The organism is Nonomuraea fuscirosea, from assembly GCF_003001935.1.
Taxonomy (GTDB): Bacteria; Actinomycetota; Actinomycetes; order Streptosporangiales; family Streptosporangiaceae; genus Nonomuraea; species Nonomuraea fuscirosea.
This window is the reverse complement of record NZ_PVNG01000010.1, coordinates 268881-295158: the sequence shown is the minus strand read 5'-3', so window position 1 is coordinate 295158 and position 26278 is coordinate 268881. Positions and strand designations below refer to the sequence as shown.

At 68.0% G+C, this 26278-nt stretch carries 28 protein-coding genes and 1 tRNA gene; 12 read left to right on the top strand and 17 right to left on the bottom strand.

Annotation, left to right across the window (positions count from 1 at the left end; genetic code table 11):
* Nucleotides 1-238 precede the first annotated feature (238 nt).
* The 5 genes from B0I32_RS24350 (at nt 239) to B0I32_RS24325 (ending at nt 3870) form a co-directional block, all read left to right on the top strand.
* Nucleotides 239-889, top strand: coding sequence for an SEL1-like repeat protein (locus tag B0I32_RS24350; RefSeq protein ID WP_146178300.1), 651 nt, complete (start codon nt 239-241; stop codon nt 887-889).
* A 177-nt stretch (nt 890-1066) separates the two neighbouring features.
* Complete coding sequence (locus B0I32_RS56605) at nt 1067-1492, top strand: hypothetical protein (protein WP_146178299.1); 426 nt, start codon at nt 1067-1069, stop codon at nt 1490-1492.
* A gap of 168 nt (nt 1493-1660) precedes the next feature.
* Complete coding sequence (locus B0I32_RS24340; protein WP_181307713.1) at nt 1661-2110, top strand: hypothetical protein; 450 nt, start codon at nt 1661-1663, stop codon at nt 2108-2110.
* A gap of 111 nt (nt 2111-2221) precedes the next feature.
* A complete protein-coding gene (locus B0I32_RS24335; RefSeq protein ID WP_245955999.1) occupies nt 2222-2827 on the top strand; it encodes a GNAT family N-acetyltransferase in 606 nt (201 codons plus the stop codon).
* 530 nt (nt 2828-3357) lie between these two features.
* Nucleotides 3358-3870: a DUF6461 domain-containing protein gene (locus B0I32_RS24325; protein ID WP_106243375.1), complete on the top strand. Its 513-nt coding sequence runs from the start codon at nt 3358-3360 to the stop codon at nt 3868-3870.
* Nucleotides 3871-3966: 96 nt separating this feature from the next.
* Here B0I32_RS24325 and B0I32_RS24320 read toward each other — a convergent pair whose 3' ends face one another.
* The 3 genes from B0I32_RS24320 to B0I32_RS24310 all read right to left on the bottom strand — a co-directional run bounded on the left by B0I32_RS24320 (nt 3967) and on the right by B0I32_RS24310 (nt 6228).
* Nucleotides 3967-5067: a Gfo/Idh/MocA family protein gene (locus B0I32_RS24320; protein WP_106243372.1), complete on the bottom strand. Its 1101-nt coding sequence runs from the start codon at nt 5065-5067 to the stop codon at nt 3967-3969.
* A gap of 39 nt (nt 5068-5106) precedes the next feature.
* Entirely contained in the window at nt 5107-5421 is a 315-nt protein-coding gene (locus B0I32_RS24315) for a hypothetical protein (RefSeq protein ID WP_219911992.1), read from the bottom strand.
* A gap of 201 nt (nt 5422-5622) precedes the next feature.
* Nucleotides 5623-6228, bottom strand: a complete 606-nt coding sequence (locus B0I32_RS24310) for a TetR/AcrR family transcriptional regulator (RefSeq protein ID WP_106243369.1) — start codon at nt 6226-6228, stop codon at nt 5623-5625.
* Between the two features lie 140 nt (nt 6229-6368).
* Between B0I32_RS24310 and B0I32_RS24305 the strand changes: the two genes are divergently transcribed.
* Entirely contained in the window at nt 6369-7340 is a 972-nt protein-coding gene (locus B0I32_RS24305) for an aldo/keto reductase (protein ID WP_106243367.1), read from the top strand.
* A gap of 809 nt (nt 7341-8149) precedes the next feature.
* On the opposite strand, the gene B0I32_RS24300 is transcribed toward B0I32_RS24305, so the two are convergent.
* Nucleotides 8150-8614, bottom strand: a complete 465-nt coding sequence (locus B0I32_RS24300) for a sigma-70 family RNA polymerase sigma factor family protein (RefSeq protein WP_342751765.1) — start codon at nt 8612-8614, stop codon at nt 8150-8152.
* Between the two features lie 199 nt (nt 8615-8813).
* On the opposite strand from B0I32_RS24300, the gene B0I32_RS24295 reads away from it, so the two are divergent.
* From B0I32_RS24295 to B0I32_RS24285, 3 genes are all read left to right on the top strand, one after another.
* Nucleotides 8814-9176 carry a peptidase inhibitor family I36 protein gene (locus tag B0I32_RS24295; RefSeq protein WP_106243365.1) on the top strand — a complete coding sequence of 121 codons (363 nt, stop codon included), beginning with the start codon at nt 8814-8816 and terminating at the stop codon, nt 9174-9176.
* A 38-nt stretch (nt 9177-9214) separates the two neighbouring features.
* A complete protein-coding gene (locus B0I32_RS24290) occupies nt 9215-10072 on the top strand; it encodes a hypothetical protein (protein WP_106243363.1) in 858 nt (285 codons plus the stop codon).
* Nucleotides 10073-10698: 626 nt separating this feature from the next.
* On the top strand, nt 10699-11586 hold the full coding sequence (locus B0I32_RS24285; RefSeq protein WP_181307712.1) for a PIN domain-containing protein: 888 nt from the start codon (nt 10699-10701) through the stop codon (nt 11584-11586).
* A 27-nt stretch (nt 11587-11613) separates the two neighbouring features.
* Here the strand turns inward: B0I32_RS24285 and B0I32_RS24280 are convergent, their stop codons facing one another.
* Entirely contained in the window at nt 11614-11976 is a 363-nt protein-coding gene (locus B0I32_RS24280; protein WP_146178297.1) for a hypothetical protein, read from the bottom strand.
* A gap of 238 nt (nt 11977-12214) precedes the next feature.
* Between B0I32_RS24280 and B0I32_RS24275 the strand changes: the two genes are divergently transcribed.
* On the top strand, nt 12215-12910 hold the full coding sequence (locus B0I32_RS24275) for a GNAT family N-acetyltransferase (protein WP_106243356.1): 696 nt from the start codon (nt 12215-12217) through the stop codon (nt 12908-12910).
* Nucleotides 12911-12971: 61 nt separating this feature from the next.
* Here B0I32_RS24275 and B0I32_RS57835 read toward each other — a convergent pair whose 3' ends face one another.
* The 3 genes from B0I32_RS57835 to B0I32_RS24260 all read right to left on the bottom strand — a co-directional run bounded on the left by B0I32_RS57835 (nt 12972) and on the right by B0I32_RS24260 (nt 13828).
* On the bottom strand, nt 12972-13208 hold the full coding sequence (locus B0I32_RS57835) for a GntR family transcriptional regulator (protein ID WP_181307711.1): 237 nt from the start codon (nt 13206-13208) through the stop codon (nt 12972-12974).
* Entirely contained in the window at nt 13162-13545 is a 384-nt protein-coding gene (locus tag B0I32_RS24265; protein ID WP_181307710.1) for a GIY-YIG nuclease family protein, read from the bottom strand. Before B0I32_RS24265 ends, B0I32_RS57835 begins: the two co-directional genes overlap by 47 nt.
* Before the next feature lie 76 nt (nt 13546-13621).
* Nucleotides 13622-13828 carry a UTRA domain-containing protein gene (locus tag B0I32_RS24260; protein WP_281262616.1) on the bottom strand — a complete coding sequence of 69 codons (207 nt, stop codon included), beginning with the start codon at nt 13826-13828 and terminating at the stop codon, nt 13622-13624.
* A 191-nt stretch (nt 13829-14019) separates the two neighbouring features.
* Here B0I32_RS24260 and B0I32_RS24255 point away from each other — a divergent pair, with 191 nt between their 5' ends.
* Nucleotides 14020-14439: a tyrosine-type recombinase/integrase gene (locus B0I32_RS24255; RefSeq protein ID WP_219911991.1), complete on the top strand. Its 420-nt coding sequence runs from the start codon at nt 14020-14022 to the stop codon at nt 14437-14439.
* Nucleotides 14440-14513: 74 nt separating this feature from the next.
* On the opposite strand, the gene B0I32_RS24250 is transcribed toward B0I32_RS24255, so the two are convergent.
* From B0I32_RS24250 to topA, 9 genes are all read right to left on the bottom strand, one after another.
* Nucleotides 14514-14587, bottom strand: a tRNA-Thr gene (locus B0I32_RS24250).
* A 504-nt stretch (nt 14588-15091) separates the two neighbouring features.
* Nucleotides 15092-15916, bottom strand: coding sequence for a PSP1 domain-containing protein (locus tag B0I32_RS24245; protein ID WP_245956008.1), 825 nt, complete (start codon nt 15914-15916; stop codon nt 15092-15094).
* Between the two features lie 144 nt (nt 15917-16060).
* Nucleotides 16061-17104 carry a permease-like cell division protein FtsX gene (locus B0I32_RS24240; RefSeq protein WP_146178296.1) on the bottom strand — a complete coding sequence of 348 codons (1044 nt, stop codon included), beginning with the start codon at nt 17102-17104 and terminating at the stop codon, nt 16061-16063.
* The gene (locus B0I32_RS24235; RefSeq protein WP_245955997.1) at nt 17101-17670 is read right to left on the bottom strand and encodes a SigE family RNA polymerase sigma factor; all 570 of its coding nucleotides are present in this window, start codon (nt 17668-17670) and stop codon (nt 17101-17103) included. Before B0I32_RS24235 ends, B0I32_RS24240 begins: the two co-directional genes overlap by 4 nt.
* A 63-nt stretch (nt 17671-17733) precedes the next feature.
* On the bottom strand, nt 17734-18906 hold the full coding sequence (locus B0I32_RS24230) for a DNA polymerase III subunit delta' (RefSeq protein WP_106243344.1): 1173 nt from the start codon (nt 18904-18906) through the stop codon (nt 17734-17736).
* 9 nt (nt 18907-18915) lie between these two features.
* The gene (gene tmk, locus B0I32_RS24225; protein WP_106243340.1) at nt 18916-20958 is read right to left on the bottom strand and encodes a dTMP kinase; all 2043 of its coding nucleotides are present in this window, start codon (nt 20956-20958) and stop codon (nt 18916-18918) included.
* A 139-nt stretch (nt 20959-21097) separates the two neighbouring features.
* Complete coding sequence (locus tag B0I32_RS24220; RefSeq protein WP_106243339.1) at nt 21098-21655, bottom strand: helix-turn-helix transcriptional regulator; 558 nt, start codon at nt 21653-21655, stop codon at nt 21098-21100.
* A 75-nt stretch (nt 21656-21730) separates the two neighbouring features.
* Entirely contained in the window at nt 21731-23020 is a 1290-nt protein-coding gene (locus tag B0I32_RS24215; protein WP_106243336.1) for a metallophosphoesterase, read from the bottom strand.
* A 70-nt stretch (nt 23021-23090) separates the two neighbouring features.
* Nucleotides 23091-25790 (bottom strand): type I DNA topoisomerase, encoded by a 2700-nt coding sequence (topA, locus tag B0I32_RS24210; RefSeq protein WP_106243334.1) that lies wholly within the window; start codon nt 25788-25790, stop codon nt 23091-23093.
* A gap of 190 nt (nt 25791-25980) precedes the next feature.
* On the opposite strand from topA, the gene B0I32_RS24205 reads away from it, so the two are divergent.
* Nucleotides 25981-26166, top strand: coding sequence for a DUF5703 family protein (locus B0I32_RS24205; RefSeq protein ID WP_106243331.1), 186 nt, complete (start codon nt 25981-25983; stop codon nt 26164-26166).
* Nucleotides 26167-26278 lie beyond the last annotated feature (112 nt).

Below are 26278 nucleotides of genomic sequence, written 5' to 3'. Positions count from 1 at the left end.
GGCTGAGCAACCTCGCGACGCGACACTGTGCACGCTGGTCGACCAGCTGAATGAGCTGGTCACACTGGCGGGATCCCCCTCCCTGTCCGACCTGCGAAAATTTTCGCGAAACAGCAGCAGGGAGCTGGCAGAAAGCACCACGCACGACATTTTGGCCGGTAAACGCAAGCGAGCACCGGAATGGCCCTGGGTGTTCTCTTTCATCACCGCCTGCCGAACCGCCGCCGAGCAGACCGGCTTGGACATCCAGCCTCTGAGCGACGTGAAGGCCTGGCACGACCTGTGGCGCGCGGCCCGCGCCAACCACCCCGCCCCCGCCCGCCCTGCTCCTCCAGCCAACGACGAGCAGGAGCAGAAGGAGACGTCACCCTCGTCTTCGCCCGCCCCCTCGCCCGCCCCCTCAAGGGAGTACCTCCTCCGAGTCTTCGGCCGGAGCGGCATCCGCGTCCTGTTCGCCAGCGACGCCCGCAACGCCCAGGACTGCATGCGCCTGGCCGTCATCGCCCTGCTCCGCGACTGGCCGGAAGACGCCCGCCCGTGGCTGCGCCGCGCCGAAGAAGCCGGCCACCCACAGGCCACCGAACTGCTCAACCGGCCCAATCACCGGGAACTGGCCGCCCACCTCGCCTATCAGTACGGCCAGGACTTCCAACAGCAGCGCCCCGGCCATCTGAGCATGGCGATGTTCTTCTACCGCCTGGCGGGTGACAGCGGCCATACGGAGGCCGCGTACCAACTCGGCTGCGCCCACCGCAGCAGAGGCGAGCCCTGGGTTGCGGCCGGCTGGTTCCGCCGCGCCGCCCTCGACGGCCACCCCGCCGCCATCGCCGAGTTCACCGGCGCCGCCGACGAACTGACCGACAGCCACACGGATCGGCACAACGCGTAGAAAACACGCACCCCGCAACGCACCGCAATACCTGCCTGCGCACCTACGACATACCCACGGCATACCTCACCGTGCTGAACTTCGCATGAACCCGCCCAATAACCGACGAGAGCAAAAGGCAGGCTCATGCGGACCCCGATCACGCCACTAGCCCACCGATTCGCCGCAGGACTGGCTTTGTCCATCATCGCCTTCGGAGCAACAACGATCGCCCCACAGACGGCATCGGCATCGGCATCCCCGGGTTTCCTTTATTCCAAGTGGGGCGCGAACTGCAAACAGGGCGACAAGAAAAAGGCGTACGAAACCTCCATCACCCGCCACCTGTACGACGAGCGGCACATCCGCATGAACTACGGATATCCCGAGGGCAAGAGCGTCGCACGTCAGCGAGCCTACAACCGCGCCCGCGTCGAACCGAGCTGCGTCCGAGGGCAGGGCCCCGGCGTCTACAAGTGGTATTCGCACTACTACGGCGTAGCGAGCGGAAAGGTAAGCCGACTCAAGATCGGCTACCACCGCTGCAGCAGCGGCACGTGCGCCACCGCCTACAAAACCACCTACGGCGCCTGGCGCGCGGGCTGGACCCACGAAAAGGTGTAACAACAAAGGCAGACACAGAAGGATTCATCGCAGGCGCTCCGCATAACAGCAGGTGATCACCTCTGGGCGTCTTCCAAGAGCGACCAACCCATCCCCGGACAGACGCCCGCCCTCACCCTGCCGACCCGTTCCGGGAACCAGCCCCCACACCCGTTCATCACACTAACCATGAGGTCATTTCGCCGAGCGAGCACATGGCTGGCCGCGTTCGTCATCGGTCTACCCGCACTCGGCTTGATCGCGTTGCTCATCGCGCTGCGTGGCCGGTCATGGACACTGCTCGCGGGAACGTACCTGCTCCTGTTCGTCCTGGCCTACCTCGCCGGCCTGCTCCTCCTCGCCGTACTACGCTTCCGCCCGGACTGGCTACGCGCCCTCGTAGCAGGCATCGCCGTGTACGCCATCGCCACGATCACACCACTGGCCGGCTCGCTGACCACTTACCCGTACCACGTGATCAGGTGCGGCGGCCTGCCCATCGTCGCCACCAATTTCGCGGCCGCCAAGAGCTACAACACCCCCGACGACGAGAACTACGCCGTGACCCCACTCCACGACACCTTCTTCTGCCAGGAAAGCGAAGCCAAGGCCGCCCACTACCACCACTACGAGCACTGACCCTCATCCCCATCGCGCCCACCATGAGCCCGGAAACCGAAACCGCTTGGGCGAGAACCACAAGAGAGCTGACTCATGGGAAAAGCCCCGTCCGGCGATATCGTTCCATCCGTGATCGACAGCAACGGATTCGAGGAGCACCGGCAAACTTCCAACCCGCCCCACGTTGACCTGGGACACACGCTTCGCGTGTTCCTGCGCCGCATCACCAGCCACGACCAGGACGAATTCCTCGAAGGAGTCCGCGCCAGCACCGGCCTGAACCTGCCCGCGACCCCAGAGGCGTTCCAGAGGTTCTTCGCCCGCTTCGACGAGGGACAATCCGCCGACGGCTTACTGATCTGCCTGCGCGACACCGGCGCCATCGCCGGCAACGTCAACATCAACAGCATCATTCGCGGACGCTTCCAGAATGGCTCCCTGGGCTACGCCGCCTTCGCGCCCTACGGCGGTCGCGGATACATGTCAGAAGGTCTCGGCCTGGTGCTACGCCATGCGTTCAACACACTGAAGCTGCACCGACTGGAAGCCCAGATCAGCCCCGACAACCAGGCCTCCATCAAACTGGTGAAACGCCACGGCTTCCGTTACGAGGGTTACTCCCCTGACCTCCTGTTCATCAACGGCGCATGGCACGGCCACGACCGCTGGGCCCTCACCAACGACATGCACGGCATCGTTCCCAAGACTCCCCACCCAACGCTCCCCGACCACTGACACCGCCAACCACCGAAGCGTCGACCGGCCGAACACGCTCGCTCAGGCCGTCCAGATGGGACGACGACGACGCTCCCTCAGACAACCTCATGGTCGGGACATCACCCACCGACGTCCATGATCACCCAGAGCGGCCGTCGGCATCGCTAAGAGCAACAACAAACCCCAGCCCTCACGCTTGCTCACCCTCAGCCGCAGTCGCCGGCACCCACACGAGAGCGACTCCCTCCTGCCGCTCCCCTTTGCGGTAAATCTCGCGGGCATCGCGCCCCTGCGCCCACCGCCGAGCGTACGGCGCAGTCTCAACCACGACCCCGTCACGCACGACCAGTCCAACGGTGGCCCGCTCCGTGGACCACCAGATGAGCCCATTCTCCAGATCCTCAACCACACCCGGACTGTAGCGACGGCGCACGACAATCGCGCAAGAACCCCCGGAACCGCCACCTCTCAAAGATCATCGTGCCGACTTTCGTCGGACCCGCCTGCCATCATCTCCATGATCAGCCCCGAGAGAAGTGGACCCACCCATGAGCGGCTACGACTGGCTCGACGACGAAGCATTCTGCGCGACCTTCGTCCGCGGACTCACCCCCCACGAGGCGCTCACCCGCCTCGGCGTTGACGTGTTCGACGGAGATGACGAGGAAGGCGACTTCGAGGAGGGCCTCGTCTGCGCCCGCCCGGCCGAGGGCGGGACCATCCTGAGCGAATGGAACGGCTTCGCCGGAACGCTACCCGAGGTGCTGCGATCCTTATCCGCGGGGACGGTCACGGCCAGTGTCTTCGTCAACGTGAACTTGGTCGCGTCCTTCGACCATTACGCCGACGGTCGCAAAGTCCTGTCCTTCGATCCACTGTACGGCGGCAATGAAGACGACCTCCCGCAGGACTACCTGGCCGACCGGATCGAACTCGGCCTGACCGGTGACAAGACAGACGGCGGCCTCCCCGCCGCACTCCAGCTCGCCGAACGCATCACCCAAGTCCGACCAAACGCCTCAAGCGCCGCAGTAGCCGCTCACGCCGTCCTCGAATACTGACTCCACCTCGCTGTCGCCTCCCAACGCCGGAGCCCCTCAACGCCATCGCCGGCCTGGTCTCCGAGAAGTCCGCAGGACTCACCCGGTAACCCCAGGTCACGCACCATCAACCGCTACGCGTCGGCCTGTGGCGGCGGACCGTACGATCGCGTCAAGAAGGCGGTGGCGCTTGACGGCGTGGGCGAAGTCCGGGGCGACAGCCGTTCCGTGGACGAGGTCGTCCCGGATCGCGGCGTAGGCGTGCACCAGCGTGTGGATCACTGTCCCGGCCAAAGCGGGATAGTCGTCGTAGCCGCTGGGCAGCGTGAGCTTCGTAGGCCGGCCGTCGCCGCGTGTGCCACGCACCGTGACCGGACCGATGTGCGGGAACTCGGCGGCGGTGACCTCGAGTCTCCCCTCCGTTCCGTCGATGATCAGCGAGAACCCTGCACCCGATGCCGCGCCACCACGGTGGTGGACGGACAGGATCGCCCCGCCCGCCACGGTGCCCGAGATCGCGATCTGGTCCTCGGCGGTCATCGGAACGACCTGCCCGGTGCGCCCCAGGGGAACCTGGCGGCGCCGGGTCGCGGTCGTAGCGACCACGTCCTGAAGCTCGCCGACGACCATCGACACCAGGTCGATCGCGTGTCCGAACGCGATGGTCAGCATCGTGGCCCCGAGCTTGCGGTCGAGCGTGTAGACCATGTTCTGAGACACCGGAGTGCCCCATTCGGTCGAAGACGCCACGACGGTGGCGGAGAGCGTTTCCCCAACGAATCCTTCGGACACGAGGTCGGCCAGCCGGCGGAAGGTAGGCGAGGAACGTCCCTGAAGACCGACGAAGGTGCGCGTGGCCCCGGCGGCACGCTCCATCTCCTCGGCCTCGTGCAGGTCGACGGCGAGCGGCCACTCGGAGAGCACCGGCACCCCCGCCTTCAGCACGGGCAACACGAGCTCGCGATGCCGGGGCACTTTGACGGCGACAACGACGAGGTCGACGTTCTCGTCGCCGGCGAGCTGCTCGACCGACGTGTACGCGGGCACGCCATACGCCGCTCCCGCGGCCCGCGCCGAAGCTTCTGAGCTCGCCGCCAACGCGCGAAGCTCCATCCCGTCGACGGCTCGCAGCGCGGGCAGGTGAGCCCCGGCCGCCCAGCCTCCCGTGGCGCTCAGGCCGACGATGCCGACGCCGATCGGCTTACGGAGGTCAGCCACCGAACTGCCGCCTCAGGGTCTCGGCGCCGTGCGGGGCCGTCATGTGCACGAACCGCCGCCCGTCACGAACCTGATAAATGGCGTACGCGACGATCTCGAACGAGGCGGCGGCGGGAGCCACGCCGAGCCACTCCTGGCAGGCGTGCCCGGGTTGGTCAGACGGGCGAGCAGGCGATCACCACCGACCGCGATCTCCCGGGGCTCCCCGTGAAAGTCGGGAACCGCGTCGATGTCGCCGTTCAGCACAGCGATGCCCTGGTCCCGAGCGCCTGGCTCGCCGTTCAGGACGGTCTCGTCGTTGCTGATCACGTGTGCGTTGAGCACCCCGATGCAGCGCAGGTCGGTGTCGGACATGATCTCCTGTTTCAACTCCCGGAGCGGGGGTCAGGCTCAGTGTTTCGCGACGGCTCTTGACGGTTTCGTCGCGGTACGTCGGCAAGGGAAGGAACCACTGCTCGAAAACTTCTGTTCCAAACGGTACCGAAGTTTTGCCGCACCGTCATGGCCCTCATGCGCGGAGAGTGTCTCATCGGCGCGAGCGCAGGGTTGCAGCCGCTATGCGGGCCAGCCGAGCAACGCCGCGTCGACGATCTCATCGAGCTCAGCAGGACCGAGGCCGTTGGCGGCCTGCACCGCGATGCCGAAACCCATCGTCATAATGAACCGGGCAAGACGCCGCGGGTCGGCGTCACGCGGAAGATCACCCTCGTCGACGGCACGCCGGAAGCGCTCCTCAAGCCGGACCCCCGCGTCGTTGCGCCACTCGACAAGCAGGTCGTGGACGGCCCGGCTCTCGTCGCTCGACGCCAGCGCGCCCTGCACGGTCAGGCACCCGGACGGACCGTCGGGAGGAGTCGTGGTGCAGACCGCTCCGCGGAGGAACGCCAAGGCCACCGCCCGTGCGGTGGGCTCCTCCAGGGCGCGCGTGGCATAGGCGGCCGGCCCCGCGCCGTAGCGCTGAAGGGCCTTACGGAACAACTGCTCCTTGTTGCCGAAGGCCGCGTACATGCTCGTCTTGGTGATCCCCATGGCGCCGGTCAGTTCAGCGAGGCTCGCACCTTCGTACCCTCGGGCCCAGAACACCCGCATCGCGCGTTCCAGCGCCTGGTCGATGTCGAATTCTCGAGGCCGGCCCATGACGGCCCTACGGGAGTCGCCCATGCCAGAAGCGTACCTGTCGGTACAGATCTACGTTGACCCTCCCACATGGGCGGCGAACGAACTTAAGTACCGATCAGTCTTGATGTGCTAGAGTTCTGAACCGAACGGTACTTAAGTAGATGAGAAGGGAAGTCCGCGCCATGAAAACCGTTTCGCTCGGCAGCCTCAAGGTCTCGCGCATCGGTCTCGGAGCCATGGGAATGTCGGCGTTCTACACCGGCGCCGGCCAGTTCGACGACGAGTCGATCCGCACGATCCACCGCGCCCTGGACCTCGGGGTCACCCATATCGACACCGCTGAGGCGTACGGCCCCTTCATCAACGAGGAGCTGGTCCGCCGGGCCGTGCAGGGGCGCCGGGACGAGGTCGTGCTGGCGACCAAGTTCGGACTGATCTCCCACCTCGGTGGCACGGCCCCGGACAGCACGCCGGCCAACATCCGCCTGGCCGTGGAGGGATCACTGAAGCGCCTGGGCACCGACTACATCGACCTCTACTACCAGCACCGGTTGGACCCCGGCACGCCCGTCGAAGAGACCGTTGGCGCGCTGGCCGAACTGGTGGCCGAAGGCAAGATCCGCCACATCGGCCTGTCGGAGGTCGGCCCCGCCACGATCCGCCGCGCTCACGCCGTGCATCCGGTCACCGCGGTCCAATCCGAATACTCCCTGTGGACCCGCGACCCGGAGGCCGAGATCCTGCCGATCCTGCGCGAACTGGGTATCGGCTTCGTGCCGTACTCCCCGCTTGGCCGCGGCTTCCTGACCGGCAGCATCCGTTCCGTGAACGATCTTGACACCGACGACTGGCGCCGCACCAACCACCGCTTCGCCGACGGCAACCTGGAACGCAACCTGCGCATCGTCGACGAAGTCCGGGCCGTAGCCGCCGAGATCGACACCACGCCCGCACAGGTCGCATTGGCCTGGCTGCTCGCCGAGGGCGACGACATCGCGCCCATCCCCGGCACCAAGCGAGTCGCCCGGCTGGAGGAGAACGCCGCCGCCGACCACATCAAGCTCACCGCCGACCACATCGCCCGCCTGAACGACCTGCCCCCGGCCTCCGGCGAGCGCTACGACGCGGACAACATGGCCGCCATCGACCACTGATCGAAGACGTACCACCAGACACGCCGCGGATCGACATCCGGGCGAAGAGTGCCGCATTCCAGTCGTGGCACCGAACCTTGCGACTGGCGGTGAGCCCGGAGGTGTCAGGCAGCCACGGGTGCTACAGCGACGGCTTCGCCGACACACCACCCGAGGCGCTGCGATCCCTATCCGCGGGAACAGTCACCGTGATCGCCCATCGTGCCACGCTCGACGTCTCGGGAGCACTCGTTCAGTACGTCGCACGTCTCCTGAACGAGGAACGCCGACCGCGTGGTATCCCGCAAGTTAGCCGAGCCTTGAGCCCGTTCCAGCAGGCGATCAGGGTGCTTGGTTTCGCTGGATCGACCAGCCAGGAGCACCTTTCTGATCTCGCCTGGTGGGGGCATAGTCACTCACTCAGACACACAGAGGCCCTCCCCGATCTCGCGGAGGGCCTCTGACCTGGAGCCGCCTTGGGGATTCGAACCCCAGACTCCATCATTACGAGTGAAGCGGAGGACCGTGGTCGAGAGCCGGCGCCGCTGCTCAACCGTGTGACGCCGTACGAGACGATCAGGCTGCGTGAGGCGGCGTTGCTGTACTTCCCTGCTGTACAGCAACCCGCATATCCAGTGGCAAGCCGACCCGGAGCGCAGGGCCGCCAGGCCCGAGCACCGGAAGCGGCGCGGCAGCCTGACCGTCGCTTTCAGGCGGAGAAATCGCCCTGCTCGAGTGATCGGAGCAGTGGTCAGGCGTGTGTGGACGGTGGCACGGATGCGTCCGGGTGTGGGGACGTTGCTTTCAGCGCTGCTGTCACCTCAGCTTGGTCACCCGGTCGCCGCCGCTTCAGCGAGTGGAGCACCGCCAGGGTGTGGGCCGAACGCGCCCGTCGAGGCGACCTCCGCGAAGTCGAACCGGAACACCTCCCGGAGCACGAAGGCCGCGCGTTCGAGCGGGCTGAGCCGCTCCAGCAGCAGCGCCGCCGTCGACACCGAGTCGGCCAGTTTCACCGAGCGTTCCGGGTCCCGGTGGGGGTCGGCGAGCAGCGGCTCCGGGAACCACTCGCCGACGTACTCCTCGCGGCTCAGCCGGGCGGAGCGCAGCACGTCGATCGAGATCCTGGTGATCGTCGTCGAGAGGAATGCCCTGGTCGACGCAGGCCGGGGGGAGGATGCCTCGAAACGCAGCCGAGCTCCTGGACGGCGTCCTCGGCCTCGGCCACGCACCCAGGGTCGGTAGGAGATCGAGAACAGCGGCGGTCGCAGCTCCTGGATTTCCGTCGCTCCTGCCATCGCAGCTCCCTGCTGGTCCGGGGAACCGTGATCCCCTGCACGAGACGAGCAAGCCGGCCGATTCGTACCATGGTGCGAGCTTCGGCGTTGTCGTTTCGCCTGCCTTTTAGGCTGTCTCGAAATATGGCTTCCGGGTGCACCGGTCACCTCATGTGGCTATGATCCCGCCTGATTTCGATCTTCAGACGAAGGGGGTTCTATGAAGCGGCAGATCATGCGCACAGCCGGCGTCGCAGCTCTGGTCCTGACCGGGGTCCTGGGGATCAGCCCCAGCGCGCAGGCCGACATCTTCGCGTGCAAGTACAGCCTCTGCGTGTACGAGCACGACAACTTCAAGGGAGACAAGTGGGTCTTCACCATCAGCGGCAATGAGTGTCAGACCACGGGCAGGCTGAGCGACCGGGTGAGCTCCATGAGGAACCCCTCCAACACCCGGGTGCGGTTCTACAACGCCTCCGGCTGCGCCGGTTCCTACGGCTACACGGCCCAACCCCGGTCGGAAGACGCTGACCTGTCGAACAACGGCTTCGACAACAAGGCCAGCTCCATCAAGCCCGGCTGATCACAGCGTCCACCCCCGTACCCACCAGAGGAGTTCGCGTGTCGGTTCGGCTGCTGGGCTCGGTGGTGGTCCTCCTGGCCGCGGTGGCGGCCTGCGCCACCGCTGAGGGAACGGAACCCGCGCCCCCGGTGCCGATGCCAGGGACGGAAGCGCGCGAGCTCTCCGTGCCTTTCGACAGGTACAACTTCTCTCCGGCGGACATCATGATCCTGGAGGCCGCCGAGGACCTCCTGATCCGCGACTGCATGCGGCGGCGGGGCATGGAGTGGGAGGTGTTGCCATCGGCCGTGGCCGACGACGTCGAACCGCCCAACCGGCGCCGCTACGGCGTCGTGGAGGCAGAGGTCGCCGGCCTCTACGGGTTCCGCGTCCCCCCGGACCGCCCCTCCGTGGCCCGGCGCTTCGCCGCGCGGGAGACCCGCACGCGACGCCTGCCGACGGCGGCCCGGGAGGCGGCGTACGGCAAGACGGGCAGTTGCCTGGGGGAGGCGCGCGATCACCTCGAACGCGGGACGCCGCAGGTCGACGAGGCGTTGTTCAACCGGCTCATCACGGAGACGTTCGAGCGGTCCCAGCAGGACCCGGAGGTCGAGCGGGTCTTTCAGGCATGGAGTGCCTGCATGCGGGAGCACGGCCTGCGCTACACCGATCCGCTCGCCGCGGTCGCCGACGAACGATGGACGGGCGACGGCGCCCCCACCCGAGAAGAGATCCGCGCGGCACAGGTGGATGTCCGGTGCAAGGCGGAGACGGCTCTCATCTCCGTCTGGTCCGCTGTGGAGAAACGCATCCAGGACGGCACCGTCCGCGCGCACGCCGCCGAGTTCCAGGCGCTGCGAACGGCCAAGGATCAGCAGCTCGCGGCCGCCCGTCGCGTCCTCTCCGCCCAGGACTGACACCCTGTGCCGCGCGGATGGCGGCTGAGCCAACGGCGCGACCCTCACAGAGATCCACCGGGCCGGCGTGATCAGCGGGTCAGCAGCGCGTGACGGGCGTCAGGATTGGTCGTCGCCGATGACGAACCCGGTGTGGTCGTCCACGTCCACGGCCGAGCGGGCGAGCACGGCGCCGTCACGGACCAGGGCGAGGTGCAACCGCCCGCTCGTCCAGCCGTCCAGCAGCTCGGCAGCCCGGCAGCCCGGCAGCCCGGCAGAGTGCAGCGTGTGGGCGGTGCTGGCCGCGACCGGCCGGAGAGCGTGAGAACCCGTAGCTGTACTTCGCTACTGTACGCCCATGCAAAAGGCCCTCCCGGATCTCCCGGGAGGGCCTTTTAGTTGGGAGCCGCCTTGGGGATTCGAACCCCAGACCCCTTCATTACGAGTTCCCGGTGCGAAAGGTCGCCTAAGGGTGCTGCAGGTCATCTTCCCTGGTAGATGGCCCTATTGCGCTTTGGCGACCTTGCATGATCGTGGGCGAATCGCAACAGGAACTGCAACAGCAGGACGATGTCATACCGTGCATGGGAGACACTACGTCGGCCGTTCCTAGGTCACTATCGCCGCACCCCTGCGATCCTGTTGCGGTGCTGATTACCCTCCTGCCAGGTGCGGAGCGTCGAAATGTGCGCCAGGCCCTGGGCTACGTGCTGGAAAAGACCACCAACCTCCGTCATTTCAGCGAAGAACCGGACGACCTGTGCGTGAGTTACCTGCACTGGTCTGCAGAGATGGCGGCCCATTTGCGAGGCCATATCACCGCCCGTGACATCGATCGACTGATCCTGACCCGCAGGCATTGGGCTCTGCAACAGATCATCGGGTCCACGACGTTCGGGATGCCGGGAAGCGCGAAGATCGCCGGTGTCGCTCACGTCGTCCGCACGGAGCTGGCCGAACGGGTAGACGACCTGAAGAAGGCGATTGAGGCGTTCGAGGACCAGGTGCAGAACTGGAGCAGCCTGGGTCTGTTCGTCGTGGCCGACTCCAGTTTCTACATCCAGCACACCGACCGCTTCGACAAGACCGACTTCGGCACCCTCGTCGGAGCACGCGAGTACGAGACGGTCAACCTCCTCTTCCCCATGGTGGTCGTTGACGAGCTCGACGGGCTGAAGCAACACGGCAAGAACCACACCCGGTGGCGAGCCGGGCATACCCTCGCCGTCCTAGACCGGGTGCTTGTTTCCCCCACGCACGGCATCTTCTCCAGTCGTGGCGCGGTAGGACTCAACGGCGAGGTTGCCAAGATAGACGTAACCGTTGAGGTTGTCCTCGACCCGCCAGGACACACACGGTTGCCGATCAACGATGACGAGATCATCGACAGGGCGAAGGCGATCGAACCGCTGGCCGCCCGCGCAATTACCTTGCTCACCTACGACACCAGCCAGGCCACCCGCGGGCGACAGGCAGGACTGCGGGTCATCAAGCTGAAAACGGAACTCGCGGCTGAAGAGCCACCGCGCGCCTGAGTCGTACCTGTCGCCCCGAGGCGCAAGTCAGGGGCGACGGTCTACGTCGGGCGGTGACTGAGGGTCCTGCCCGTCTGCTGCACCATGACGCCGCAGCAGGAGGACAGCCCATGTCGCCGTGACAGCGGGAATCACGCCGCACACGATGGCGAGGAAGAGACCGCCGAGCACCTGCCCGCCATCCCAGCCGGTGAGCGCCATGACGAGGATGGCGAGAGCCAGTGCCGCCCGAAGCGGCCACATGGGAAGGAGCTGCGGAAAGAGGGTGGGGAGGCTCGCCAGGAACAGCAGCGAAGCGATCGGGAGAGGCGCGAGGAGGAACGCCCAGTCGTTGTCACGCTCGACGCCGCCCACGATCGGCCACGGGATCGAGGCGAGCCACGCTGCCACCACGGCGGCCGTGAGGGGCGGGCGGGGCGGGATGGGGCGGACGCCGGCTGGCGGTATGCCGACCGTGGACAGGGCTGCCTGGTAGTGCGCGCGTAGCTGCGCGAGCCGAGAGATCCCCACTGGCTCACGGTAGGCGCGCTGCAATGGCTGGTCACTGGTGGTGCAGGTCACAGTTCTCTGGCGGAGGTCACGAGGATGTGACCTTGCAAGACGTGCCGATCGCACCTCACGCTGAGTCGTGACCAGCCTCGCGTGGGGCCACGGCCCGCACATCCGCATCCGCCAAGCCGTCTCGGAAGACCTGCCCATCGTCCGCGAGCTCGCGCCCCTCGCCGGTGACGGCGTAGAGCTGGAAAAGCCGCTTGCGGACGCGGTGACCGAAGGGTATGCCGCCGCTGGCCTTCTGATCGGCGTACACGAAAGCGTCTCGGCGTTCCACGACCTGATCCTCTCCCTGCTGGAGAAATCCCCGAGCCCCGTTCTCGCCTACATGCACTCAGCCCTCGTGCTCGTTGCCGAGCATGACCGTGAGGGCGTCGTGGGGACGTTGCTGGCCTACCCGCCGCTCCGTTTTGTGGAGCAGTTCCGCGAGGTGGCGGTGATTCACGGCGCCTCACCGTCGGCGGGAATCGTCGATCTGGTGAAGGTGAAAGCGGTGGTGGTGGCGGAGCCGACGCGCGGCGGCCGGATCGGCTCCGAACTGCTCAGGCGCTGCCGTCAGGTGTTCTTCGGGTGTGGCTACAGGCTGATGTACGGCCAGATCGAGCCCACACAGCCGCACCTTGTGAAGTTCTACCGCAAGCGCGGGTTCACGGTGCTCGGGGCAGACGAGTCGATCCCGCTGTGGCCGGTCTTCGGGATCAACGTCCACATGCGCGCCGAGCAGGGGCAACGGCTCTTCATGCGCGAGAGGGTCGTTCTCGCCCGCGGGTAGCGGCAGACGATGCCCCCGGTCCTTCCGGAGCCGGGGGCGTGCCATCATGCACCCTTCGAGGTCAGACGGCGGGCAGTTGCTCTGCGCCGTCCATCCGAGCGATGAGGCGGGCAACATCGTGTCTGAGTTCAGCGATGCTGGTTTCGATGGCCGACAGCCGATCTTCCAGCGTGCCGGGAGCGGGAGACGTCAGCGGTTCGCGCGCCCGGGGGACAAAGACGCCGCGCCCCACCTCGCTCACCACCACACCCTCAGACTTGAGCTGAGTGATGACCTTGTGGACGGTCGCGGTTGACACCCGATACCGAGCAATAAGCTCGCGCTCTGAGGGAGGGCAGAACGGCTCCCGGCGGGTAGACGCCGTTCTCGATTGCCTCACGCAGCTCGTGTGCGACCGCTTGCGCGACCTGAACCCCCCGGTTGTGGATTGGTCGCGTCGCGCGGATGATCTCGCTCTCAACGGCTTGGGCCTCTTCGGGCGTTTCATGCCACGAGATCTCTCGGCGGTGGACCTCAGGCCACCACCGCTTTTGCTTGGCGTGGGCGCGGAGCCGCGCTGGGAGATTCACGGTAGAACCGACATAGATCATCTCGTCATCGGTGTTGAACAGTCGATAGACGGCTGCCTGGCTCATCGCGAATCTCCTCTGGTCGGTCGGAGCCTTCGGTTGTTTCGGTGACTCTTTCGGCTGGTGTGCGCGGCGGTCAGAGCTAGTCAGGAATCTTGTAGGTGAAGCTCCACACGAAGCGGTTGGCTGCATGCACTCCACGGGCGTACTCCACAACCCGGCCATCGGCTGTGCGAGTCACGCGATGAAGTTCAACGACCGGTTCGCCCGGCGGTAGCTCCAGGATCATCGCCTCATCGGCGGTGGGCATGCGCGCGTGGAGGTCTTCTGTGATTTCGTCAGGTGCCAGGCCACGGCTGCGAGGACGTGGCCGCGTGCACTAAGAGCAAGCACCGGCGGCCGTGCGCGCAACGCTGCGCGAAGGCGCGGCGGAAGTCGGGCCGCCCGCACGTGTGTATCCCGGCGAACGCGGAGCGGCTGTGCCCGAAGGACTGCGACCGGCATGCGAGCACATGCCCAGAGCGGACAGGCGGAGGCCTGGTGTTCCGGCCGCCCAAGGGAAAGTCCAAGCGCACGGTGCCGCTACCGCCCGAACTCCTCCCAATCCTGAAGGCGCACCGCAAGCGGCAGCGTGAGGAGCGCATCGCCGCGGCGAACGTGTGGGAAGACCACGACCTCGTGTTCTGCCAGCCGAACGGCCGGCCGATCGATCCGCGCGACGACTGGGACGACTGGAAGGAGCTGCTCGGCGTCGCCGGTGTCCGGGACGCGCGGGTGCACGACGGCCGGCACACCGCAGGCACGCTGCTCATCGAGCAGGGCGTGCACGTGCGTACGGTGCAGGAGATTCTGGGGCACTCGGACATCCGGCTGACACAGCGGTATACGCACGTGGCCTCACCGATGGCGGCGGACGGAATGCAGCGCATGGGGCGCGCTCTGTGGGGCTCTGGGACGTGAACCGCAACGAGGATTGCAACAGGAACAAGCCAGGGCGTTCACTCGTAGAGAGTGAACGCCCTGGTCAGACCGTGAGCCGCCTTGGGGATTCGAACCCCAGACCCCTTCATTACGAGTGAAGTGCTCTGGCCGACTGAGCTAAGGCGGCATCTGCCGTGCAGCTTGAAAGAGTCTACAGGAGCCGAAGGGGTTCTCGCTCCCACCGATCATCCGATGCCGGGACGGACCGCCCCGTGCTCTCCGCTTCATCAGCGCCCGCAACGGCCACCTGCCCGCCTCATCCTTCGGGAACGCGATCCCCGACCTCTGGCCCCGCCACCACGCCCTCCCCGCGCCCCGTGCAACCCCTGTACGCCCCGCCCGTCGGCAACGCGAAGCCAAGAGCGGACACCACCAGAGAAACGGCGTCAGGGCTCCTCCTCGGCCCAGCACCCCGCGGCCGACGAGCACGACGATCCCGGCGGGGGACGCCATCAGGGACCCGACGTCAGGGCCCTTCGCTTAACGCCCCGCAGACACCCGCACGCGCCGCTCCCCGAAACACGATCCCAACGCCCGACGCCACCAAGGGCCCGGCGTCAGGGCTTTCCGCAACCAAGCACCCCCGCCCGCGCCAGGCATCACCGACCTACGGCAAGGCGGGATCCGCCCGTCAGACCGGTTCCCCGTCCCCGTACGTCGAGTCATAAGCCTTCCGCGGCGCGCAGACGCTGGCCTTCGAGCAGGCGCACCGGCGCCCCCCGTCGTTCAGCCGCACCACCACCGAGTCGGACGGCACGTTGTGGCCCACCACGGTCCCCGCTCCCTCCGGGGTCTCCACGCTCGCCCCCACCCGGGGAGCTGAGGCGCGGAACTCCTGGTAGAGCGGGTGCTCGTACTTGAGGCAGCACATGAGTCGCCCGCAGGCGCCCGCGATCCGCAGCGGGTTGACCGGGAGGTCCTGGTCTTTGGCCATGCGGACGGAGACCGGTTCGAAGTCCTTGAGGAACGTGGCGCAGCACAGGTCGCGGCCGCAGGGGCCGATGCCACCCTGGAGGCGTGCCTCATCCCGCGGCCCGATCTGGCGGAGCTCGACTCTGGCGCGCAGGTTGCGGGCCAGGTCGCGGACCAGAGCGCGGAAGTCGACCCGGTGGGGGGCGGAGAAGTAGACCGTGTAGACGTTGTCCGCGTCGAGGTAGTCGACGCCGACGACCTTCATCGGCAGCGCGTGCCGTTTGATCAGGCGTTTGGAGACGCTGCGGGCCTCGGCACGGCGGCGTTTGTTGGATTCGTCGCGGGCCAGGTGCTCCTCGCCGGCCGGCCCCGCGCACAGCGGGAGGCCCTCGACGTCTTCGCTGGTGTATTGGGGCGCCCAGACGCACTCCGCCACCTCCGGGCCCGAGTCCGTCGGCACGAGCACCTTGTCGCCCACCTTCGGACTGTGCTCGCCGGGATCGAGGTAGTAGAGCCTCCCGTAACGGGTGAAGCTCACAGCCATCATCATGCCCATGGGCTCGAGCTCGCCTCCTGACGGCCTGGGGGATTGCTTACGGCCTTCGTTGACACATTACGTGGGTGCGTGCGTCAGTGGTCAGGGGTGGTGGCGCGGATCTTGGCCGGGTCGGCAGGCCCGGGTGGCCGGTCAGCCGTTCGCCGGGCACACCTCGCTTTCCGGCAGCTCGATTCCGTACGTGAAGGAGAGGGCCGCGCTGTCGGAGCACGGCAGGTGATAAGTCGCAGCGACACCCGGCTGCTCGCGCAGCTTGGAGAGCACGGCTTGAGCCGAGGAGCCGGGCTTCAGCTTGAGCCGGAAGGCCGCCGGCAAGTCTTCCGGTCTGGTCGCGTCGAGCAGGGCCTGGTTGGTCTCGAACGCCTTCCGGAAGTCCTCGTACGACGCCTGCTCGTCGATGTACTCATATTTCGCGACCTCAGGCATCTTCCCCATCAGCTCTTCGAGCGCCTTCTTCTCGGCGGGAGTCGCGCCCTTCCCCTCCTTCACGACCTGGTTCTTGCTGCGCTTCGCACCGCACGCGGGCATCATCGTGTCCTTCTTGCACAGGAAGACTTTGAGCGGCCACTCGCGTTGTTCCGCGGTCTGCTCCCAGGGTGGCCCGTCGGTGGGATTGACGACCTGGTCTATGTCGGTCACCGATCTGAGCCTGCCCAGCGTCTCGCTGACGTCGGCGCCCTGGCTCAGGGTCATGGTGAACGAGGCGGGGACATCGGTGATCTTCACCGCCTTCAGCACGGCTTGGTTCTGCGCGAAGTCTCTGCTGAGGCTCTCGTAGGCCGACGCCCTGCTCGTGTAGCGCACACTCTCCACCTGGGGAAGCTCTTTGAGCGTGGTTTCGATCTGCTGGATCCGGTCCGCGGGGACGTCGCCCGCGCCGCACCGCTCCTGCTTCGACGACGCCGTGCAGAGGAAGGCGACCAGCTCGGACTGCTTGCTCTGGACAGCCGGAGGGTTCATCGTCACCGCGCTGTCCTGGTCGCCGCCGCCGGGGCCGAACGCCGCGAAAGCCGCCGTGCCCGCGAGCACCACCGCCGTCGCCACGCTCACCATCCGCAGATCCATCCGGAACCGCCGCCGCTCCGGCGACCGCAGCGGCCGCAGCGTGCTGGTGTCGATCGTCGCCCCCGCGTCGGTGAGGGCCTCCCGCAGCCGGTCTTCCACAGGGCTGTTCATGATTCCTCCCCAAGCACCCGCCCGAGGGCGGCCAGCCCTCGCGTGATCGTGGACCTCACCGTGCTCGCGCTGACCCGCATCGTCTCGGCGATCTCCTGGTCGGTGAGGTCGAAGTAGTAGCGCAGCGTCAACGCCTCCCGCTGCCTGCGCGGCAGCCCGTGCAGCGCGAGCAGCACCTCACGCCGCTCCTCGCCCAGCATCGCGGCGCTCTCCGCCGACCAGACGGGCGGCTCGTACGGGACCGCCCGTCTGAACACCGTCGCCCGCCGGCGCAGCACCGACCGGCAGCCGTTGAGCACCGCGGAGCGCACGTAGGCGAGCGCCCGGTCGGCGTCACGCAGCCGGGCCCGGCCGGCGTGAGTGCGCGCGAACGCCTCCTGCACGACGTCCTCGGCGGTGGCCTGATCGCCGACCATGATGAGCGCCAGCCGCACCAGACCGACGTGGTGCTCGGCGAAGATCGACGCGACGTCGACCTGCCCCGGCGCCAGGGCATCCTGCTGGATGAGTAGTTCGGCTTCCACGTAACAGAGACGCTTCAGGGCCTCGTCTGCTGCTTGGGTCACCGGAATATCTTGCGGTCCCCGAAGCAGCCGTCAGCCTGCCGGCAGGCAGGCCTGTGGAAAACCTCAGCGCAGCGCCAGCATCATCGCCTCGACGGCCATCTGCGGGTTGACGTTCGCCGCCAGCCTTTCCCTGCATTGCATGATCGCGTCGATCCGCCGCAGCGTCTCCTCGGGCGTGGAGGACCGCGCGAGCTGGTCGAGGTCGAACCGGATGTCGTCGTTGGCCAGCTCGACCCCGGCCGCCCCGAACTGCAGCGTCAGCACGTCACGATAGAACGCCACAAGCTCCAGCAGCGCCGAGTCGAGCGAGTCGCGTTTGATCCGGGTGGCCCGGGACTTCTGCCGGTCCTCCAGCTCCTTGAGCGCCCCAGCGCCGCCGCGCACCAGCCCCCGGTTGAGCCCCTTGCCGGTGGACCCCTCCCCGTACAGCTTGCGCAGCTCCGCCGTCTCGTTCTCGTTGAGCGCGGCCGTGGCGGCGGCGGCCTCCTCCTCGGCCGTCTTCACCAGCCGTTCGGCGGCGGAGACGCATTCGCCGACCCCGGTCAGCGTGCGCGGGATGCTCAGCACCGCCTCCCTGCGGCTCCTGACGCCCTCGTCGAGCGCGAGGGAGCGGGCTCTGGCGATGTGTCCCTGGGCGGCCCTGGCGGCGAACCTGGCGGTCTCCCAGGGCACGCTGTCGCGGGTGGCCAGCACGTGCGCGACGGCCTCCGTCGCGGGCGTGGTGAGGTTGACGACGCGGCACCGGGACCTGATGGTGATCATCAGGTCGTCGGGCGCGGGCGCGCACAGCAGCCATACCGTACGGGGCGGCGGCTCCTCCACGGCCTTGAGCAGGGCGTTAGCGGCGGACTCGGTGGCCCGGTCGGCGTCCTCGAACAGGATGACCCGCCACCGCCCCTGCGTCGGCGCCCCGGCCGCGCGCAGGATCAGCTCCCTGGTCTGCTTGACGCTGTAGGACAGCCCCTGCGGGCGTACGGACTCCAGGTCGGGATGCGAGCCGATGAACACCTGGTGGCACTGGTCACAGTGGCCACAGCCGCCCTGCGGGCACATCAGGGACGCGGCGAAGGCGCGCGCGGCCTCCTCCCGGCCCGAGCCCGGCGGGCCGGTGAACAGCCAGGCGTGCGTCATGCCGGCGCCCCGCCCACCCGCGACGACCTCGCCGGCCGCCGCCGCGGCACGCGACAGCACGGCCGCCGCCTGCTCCTGCCCTACGAGGTCATCGAAAACGGTCACGAGGTAAGGCTAGTCGCGGATGGCGGGCATCGTCCCCGTGATGTCCTCGGACTCCCTCGGCACCGGGTCGGGCAGGATCTCCCTGATCCGGTCCTGGACCCGGCGGGTGATCGCCTCCTGCGGCATCGTGCCGTCGACCACGAGGTAGCGCTCGGGCGCCGCCGCCGCGAGCGCCCTGAACTCCTTGCGCACCCGCTCGTGGAACTCCAGCGGCTCGGACTCGATCCGGTCGGCCGCCCCGCCCAGCCGGGTCAGCCCGATCTCGGGCGGCGTGTCGATGAGCACGGTCAGGTGCGGCACCAGCCCACCGGTCGCCCAGGCGTTGATCTTGGACACGTCGGCGGGGTCGAGCGAGCGCCCCGCGCCCTGGTAGGCCAGCGAGGAGTCCACGTAGCGGTCGGTGACCACCAGCGAGCCCCGGTAGAGGGCCGGCCTGATCACCTTCTCCACGTGCTCGGCCCGGTCGGCGGCGTACAGCAGTGCCTCGGCCCGCGCGGACAGCCCGCGCTCGGCCGCGTCGAGCAGGATGGCGCGCAGCCGCATGCCGACCTTGGTCGAGCCGGGCTCGCGCGTCTGCACGACGTCGTAGCCCTGGTCGCGCAGCCAGATCGCGACCAGCCGCGACTGCGTGGTCTTGCCCGAGCCCTCGCCGCCCTCGAACGCCACGAACAGCCCGGGCACGTGCTCGGCCGACTGGGCCGGGAAGCGCTCGCCGCGCACCGCCGCGATGAGGTCGCCCGCCAGGGAGACGCCCTTCCTGTCGTCCATGTGCCGCAGCGCCAGGATGCCGACGCCCGTCGCGAGCGCCCCGCCGATCACCAGCACCAGGTTGGTGCCGTCGAAGCGGTAGCTGAGCGTGCCGAACTCCAGCACGTGCAGGCCGAAGAGCGCGGCCAGCGGGTTGGCCAGGGCCACCACCAGCAGCAGCGTCACCCGCGCCGTGGACTGCAGGAATGAGAACGTACGGCCGCGCAGCCCGTCTTCGACCTCCAGCCCGATCAGGGTGTAGCCGATGATCCAGGCGATGCCCGCGCACGCCCCCAGCACCACGGTCAGCATGACCACGATCACCAGGTTGTGCACCAGCGCGATGGCGATCAGCACCTGCCCGGCGATCGTGATGGACAGCCCGAACAGCCGCCGCCTGGACAGCTCGCGCAGCAGCCGCAGCCCGAAGAACATGCCCAGCGCCATGCCGACGAAGACCGCGCCGAACACCACGCCGTAGGCCGCGTCGCCGCCGCCGAGGGCCGCCACGTAGACCTTGGCCACGCCGACGACCGCTCCGCCCGCGGCGAACGCGCCCAGCATGCCGATGACCAGGCCGCGCACCAGCCGGTTGCCGCCGACGAAGCGCCAGCCCTCGACGACCTGCTTGAGCACGGAGGGCGTGGAGATCGCGCCGTCACGCTTGGGGATGTCGCGCAGGGTGAAGATGAGGAAGGCCGACACGAGGTAGGCGCACGCGTTGACGATCAGCGCGAGCCCCGTGGCGTCGCGCCCCTCCACGAACGGCACCACCCCGCCGATCAGGTCGCCCGCCACCGACAGCGCGGCGAACAGCATCGCCGCGACCGGCGCGGTGCCGTACGTGACCAGCAGGTTGAGCTGGTTGGCCGACTCGAGCTGCGCCTTCGGCACCAGGTTGGGCACCGTCGCGTCCTTGGCCGGGACCCAGAACAGGTTGACGCACTCGACCAGGATCGTCGCGACGATGACCCACTGGTAGCTGCCCACGAACGGGATCGACAGCACGATCGCGAACCGGGCCAGGTCGGCCGAGAACATCGTCAGCCGCCGGTCGAACCGGTCGGCGAAGACGCCGGCCAGCGGCCCGAGCAGCACGGCGGGCAGCATCTTGGCGACGAACACGCCGCCCACGGCGAGCGACTGCACCCGGTAGTCGCCCTGGGTGAGGTTGGCCGCGAGGGCCGTCAGCGCCAGCAGGTTGAGCCAGTCGCCCAGACTGCACACCGACATGGCCGTCCACAGCCGTCGAAACGGCGTATTGGCCAGCACATGGGTCGAGCGGCTACGGCCAAGGGCAGTCATGATTTCAGCGTATCCAGGTGTTGACCGGAAGGGAGGGGACAAGACGAGCCGAATATTCCCGGCCGCTCGTGGCTGAGAGTATTACGTGATCGGGCTCGGGCGCAGGTTTCGCCGCTCGAATAGGCCCCCGAAAACCTCATCAATTCACAACTCCGGCCTCATGTCGCGCCTCTTCCACCAATGGCCGCCACTCGGCCCGTACGTCGTCGGGGAGAACGAGCTCGTCCCACAGGTCGATCAGCAGCACGCCGTCGACGTGAGCGAGCAGCTCTCCGGGCTCGCCCGCGCACAGCAACGCCGTGTAGGCCGCCCGGCGCTCGTCCCGGTCGGACAGATCGTAGTCGCGCCCGCCGACCCGCACGGACCCCAGCGCCGCGGCCACCGGCAGCCGGCTCAGCCGGCTGGGCACGTGGACCGTCCGCCCCTCGCCGGTCACCCGCGTCACGCACTCGACCTTGGCCTCCAGCACCAGCCGGAACCCGGCGGCGTCGAGGATGCGCCCCGCGGTCTCCAGCGTCGGCGACTTCCTGCCGTGCTCGTACGCCGAAAGCGTCGTGCGCGAGGTGCCGCTCACGCTGGCCAGCGCCTTCTGGTTGAGGCTGGCGGCATGCCTGGCCTGCTTGAACAGCAGCCCGCCACGTCTGGCCCAGAGGGCCACGTCCTGCCGCAGCGCTCGCTCCAACGGCGAGGAGACCATGCCCGCACCTCCGAAAGTATCCGCTCGGATACTGTACGCCATCATGGCATGGCGTGACCACCGGATTACGAAAGGTCAACCGCGCAGTTCGAGAATCGTGATCTCGGGCGGCGCCCCGACGCGCACGGGAGGGCCCCAGAACCCCGCGCCCCTGGTGACGTACACCTGCACGCCGTCCACGGTCGCCAGCCCCGACACGACCGGCTGCTGCAGCCCCACCACCAGGTTGAACGGCGCGATCTGCCCGCCGTGCGTATGACCGGAGAGCTGCAGGTCGACGCCGTGCCGCGCGGCCTCCTTCACCTGGATCGGCTGGTGCGCCAGCAGCACCGTGGAGCGGCTCTGGTCGCGTCCGCCGAGCGCCTTGGCGAAGTCGGGCGACTCGCCGGCCGCGGCGCCCCCGACGTCGTTCACGCCGGCCAGGTCGAGCACGGCGCCCTGGTGCCTGATCTCCACCCGCTCGTTTCGCAAGGAGCGTACGCCGAGCTCGGCCAGCTCCTCGACCCACTCCCCCGGGCCCTCGGCCGTGAAGTACTCGTGGTTACCGGTCACGAAATAGGCGCCATATCGGGATTCGAGGTGCTGCAGCGGCCGGGCCAGCGCCCCGAGCTGCGCCACCGAGCCGTCCACGAGGTCACCCACGATCGCGACCACGTCGGCCTCTAGCCCGTTGATCATCCGTACGATCCGCTCGGTGTGCCCGATGCCCGTGAGCGGCCCGAGGTGGATGTCGCTCACCACGGCGAAGCGCAGCCCGGCGAGCCGCTGATCCAGCTTCGGCAGCGTGACCTTGACCGGCTCGATCACGGGATCGCCCAGCGCGCCGGCCATCCCGTACCCGACCGTGCCCAGCGCGCCCACCCCGGCGATCGCGGCGGTGGTCCGGTCGAGGAAGAGCCGCCTGCTCATGGCAAGCGCCGCAGAGCTGTCCCCAGAAGCGGGAACGTCCGCAGAAGCGGGAACGTCCCCCGAAGCGGCAAGATCGGCCGGCCCGACCTCGTCCTCGACAGCCGCACCGACCCCGGCCGGCACCACGGCAGGCGGCTCCGCGACGGCCGGCGCGGGAACGCTCTCCGACCGCCGCCGCAGAACGGCCGCCGCCACCCCCCGCGGCACCTCCAGCACCACGAGGATCACGACCAGGTAGAACATCACCGCCAGCCAGACGAACCCAGGCCAGACCGCCCACCCCTCCAGCCCCATCCTGCTGCCCACCAGCGTCGCCACGAGCACCGCGAACAGCGCGACGACACCCCAGGTCAGCGCCTTACGCAGCCTCCCAGGCCCCGTCGTGCGGCGCACCAGCCGAAACCACAGGTACCCGTGCGCGAGCAGCACCACGACCACGAAGAACAGGACGAACACATGAACGATGCTACTTGCGGCGACCCACTTCCGGCGGCCCCGGCCTCGGCGGCCGCCGGAATGTGATGATCTACGACTTGGCCGCGGGCTTCTTGGCCGGAGCCTTCTTCGCCGGCGCCTTGCGCGTGGTCGTCTTCTTGGGCGCGGGCGCCCGCTCACGCCGTTCGGCCAGCAGCTCGGCCGCCCGTTCGATCGTGATGTCCTCCACCGTGTCGCCCTTGCGCAGCGACGCGTTGGTCTCGCCGTCGGTCACGTACGGACCGAAACGCCCCTCCTTGACCACGACCGGCTTCTTCGAGTTGGGGTCGTCGCCCAGCTCCCGCAGCGGCGCGGCCGCCGCCGCCCGGCCCCTGCCCCGCTGCTTGGGCTGCGCGAACAGCTCCTTCGCCTGGTCGATGGTGACCGTCAGCAGATCGTCCTCGGAGCCCAGGGAACGCGAGTCGGTGCCCTTCTTCAGATAAGGACCGAACTTCCCGTTGTGCGCCACGACCTCCTCGCCCTCCAGCTCGCCCACGACCCTCGGGATCGTCAGCAGCTTGAGCGCGTCGTCCAGCGTGATGGTGTCGAGCGACATCGTCTTGAACAGCGAGCTCGTACGGGGCTTGACCGCGTCCGCCTTCTTCGTCCGCCGCTTGGGAGCCTCTTCGTCGGCGGCCGGCTCGGGCAGGACCTCCGTCACATAAGGCCCGTAACGCCCATCCTTGGCCACGATCATGTGACCCGTCACCGGGTCGGCGCCCAGCTGCCGGTCACCCGTCGGCCGCGAGAACAGCTCCTCGGCCTTGTCCGCCGTCAGCTCGTCGGGCGTCATGTCCTCGGGCACGTTGACCCGCGCGCCGTCGCGGTCGAGGTAGGGCCCGTAGCGCCCGACCCGCAGCACGATGTCGCTGCCCCTGACCGGGAACGAGCTGATCTCCTTGGCGTCGATGTCGCCGAGGTCGGTGACCATCTCCTTCAAGCCCTCGTCGCCGTCGTCGCCGCCGCCGTAGTAGAAGCGCTGCAGCTCGGGAACGCGCTCCGCCCGGTCGTTGGCGATGTCGTCGAGCACCTTCTCCATGTCGGCGGTGAAGTCGTAGTCGACCAGGTTGCCGAAATGCTGCTCCAGCAGGTTGACCACGGCGAACGCCAGGAACGACGGCACCAGCGCCGTGCCCTTCTTGAACACGTAACCGCGGTCGAGGATGGTGCCGATGATCGAGGCGTACGTCGACGGCCGCCCGATCTCCCGATCCTCCAGCTCCTTGACCAGCGAGGCCTCGGTGTAGCGCGCCGGCGGCTTGGTCGAGTGGCCGGCCACGTCGAGGCGCGTCACGCTGAGCGCGTCGCCCTCCACCAGGTTCGGCAGCCGCTTCTCCGAGTCGTCGCGGTCGGTCGCGGGGTCGTCGGCGCCCTCGACGTACGCCTTCAGGAAGCCGTAGAAGGTGATCGTCCGCCCGGACGCGCTGAACTCGACGTCCTCGCCGGCCGACGACCTGCCGCCCACCTTCACGGTGATCGACTCGCCGACCGCGTCCTTCATCTGGGAGGAGACCGTACGCTGCCAGATCAGCTCGTACAGGCGGAACATGTCGCCGGAAAGCCCGGTCTCGCCCGGCGTGCGGAACTCCTCGCCCGACGGCCGGATCGCCTCGTGCGCCTCCTGCGCGCTCTTCACCTTGCTGGAGTAGACGCGCGGCTTGTCCGGAACGTACGCGGCGCCGTACAGCTTGACCGCCTGCGACCGCGCCGCCGCGACCGCCGTCTCCGACAGCGTGATGCTGTCGGTACGCATGTAGGTGATGAAGCCGTTCTCATAGAGCCGCTGCGCCACCTGCATCGTGTACTTCGCGGAGAACCCCAGCTTCCTGCTGGCCTCCTGCTGCAGCGTGGTCGTCCTGAACGGCGCGTAAGGCTTGCGCGTGTACGGCTTGCGCTCGACGGATTTGACCGCGAACGACGCCCCCTGCAGCCGACCGGCCAGCTCGCCCGCGGCGGCCTCCGACAGGTGCAGCACATTGGCGTTGCCCTTGAGCTGGCCGGTGCTGGCGAAGTCGCGGCCCTGCGCCACCCGCTTGCCGTCGACCCCGGTCAGCGTGCCGGTGAAGTCGCGCGGCCGCTCGTCGGCCTTGCCCGTGTCGAACAGCGCCTGCAGGTCCCAGTAGTGGGCGACCGTGAACGCCATGCGCTCCCGTTCGCGCTCCACGACCAGCCGCGTCGCCACCGACTGCACCCGGCCGGCGGACAGCCTGGGCTTGACCTTCTTCCACAGGACCGGGCTGACCTCGTAACCGTAGAGGCGGTCGAGGATGCGCCGGGTCTCCTGGGCGTCCACCAGGCGGAGGTTGAGGTCGCGCGGGTTGGCCACGGCGTCGCGGATCGCCTGCGGGGTGATCTCGTGGAACACCATGCGGTGCACGGGCACCTTGGGCTTGAGCACCTCGCGCAGGTGCCAGGCGATGGCCTCGCCCTCGCGGTCCTCGTCAGTGGCCAGATAGAGCTCGTCGGCGTCCTTGAGCAGCTGCCGCAGCTTGTTGACCTGCGACCGCTTGTCGGGGTTGACGACGTACAGCGGTTCGAACTCGTGCTCGACGTTCACTCCGAGACGCGCCCACGGCGCCCCCTTGAACTTCTCGGGGATGTCGTCGGCCTTCTCCGGCAGGTCGCGGATGTGACCGATGCTCGATTCGACGATGTAGCCGCGCCCGAGGTACCCCGCGATCGTCTTCGCCTTGGCGGGCGACTCGACGATCACCAGGCGTGTTCCGCCGGCGCTGCCGTTCTTGGCTGGCACGCTGCTTCCTACCTCGCTGTTCGCTTGCAAATCCCCCTGCCGGGAGTCGGCACAGATCTGAAAGGTAACCCGACTCGCGGAAATTTCCTTCCCCCGGGCTACCCACTAGCTTCCGGGTCCACCCGCAAGCACGCAGAATAAGGCCCATCGAGCGGCCTGACGCCCTGACTCACCCTGGAGACTAATCGTTGTGCTCGACTACTCCTACATGGATATCTTCATTCCACGCGATCTCACTCGCGAAGCAGCACGTCAACTGCTGACCGAACACGCAGAGTACGGTCAGTGGGAGCTCGCGCGCGTCCGGGTGTACCCCGACGGCAGCCGCCGGGTCCGCCTGCGGCGCAAGATCATGAAGGTGCGTAGCACGCTTTGAACGCGAACATGGCTTTGCCCGTCCCGGGCCGCGCCCCCGGAACGGGCAAAGCGTCTATCGCCGCCTACTCACAGGCTGTGAGCGGAAGCCGTCCTGTGTTACGTACTGCCTG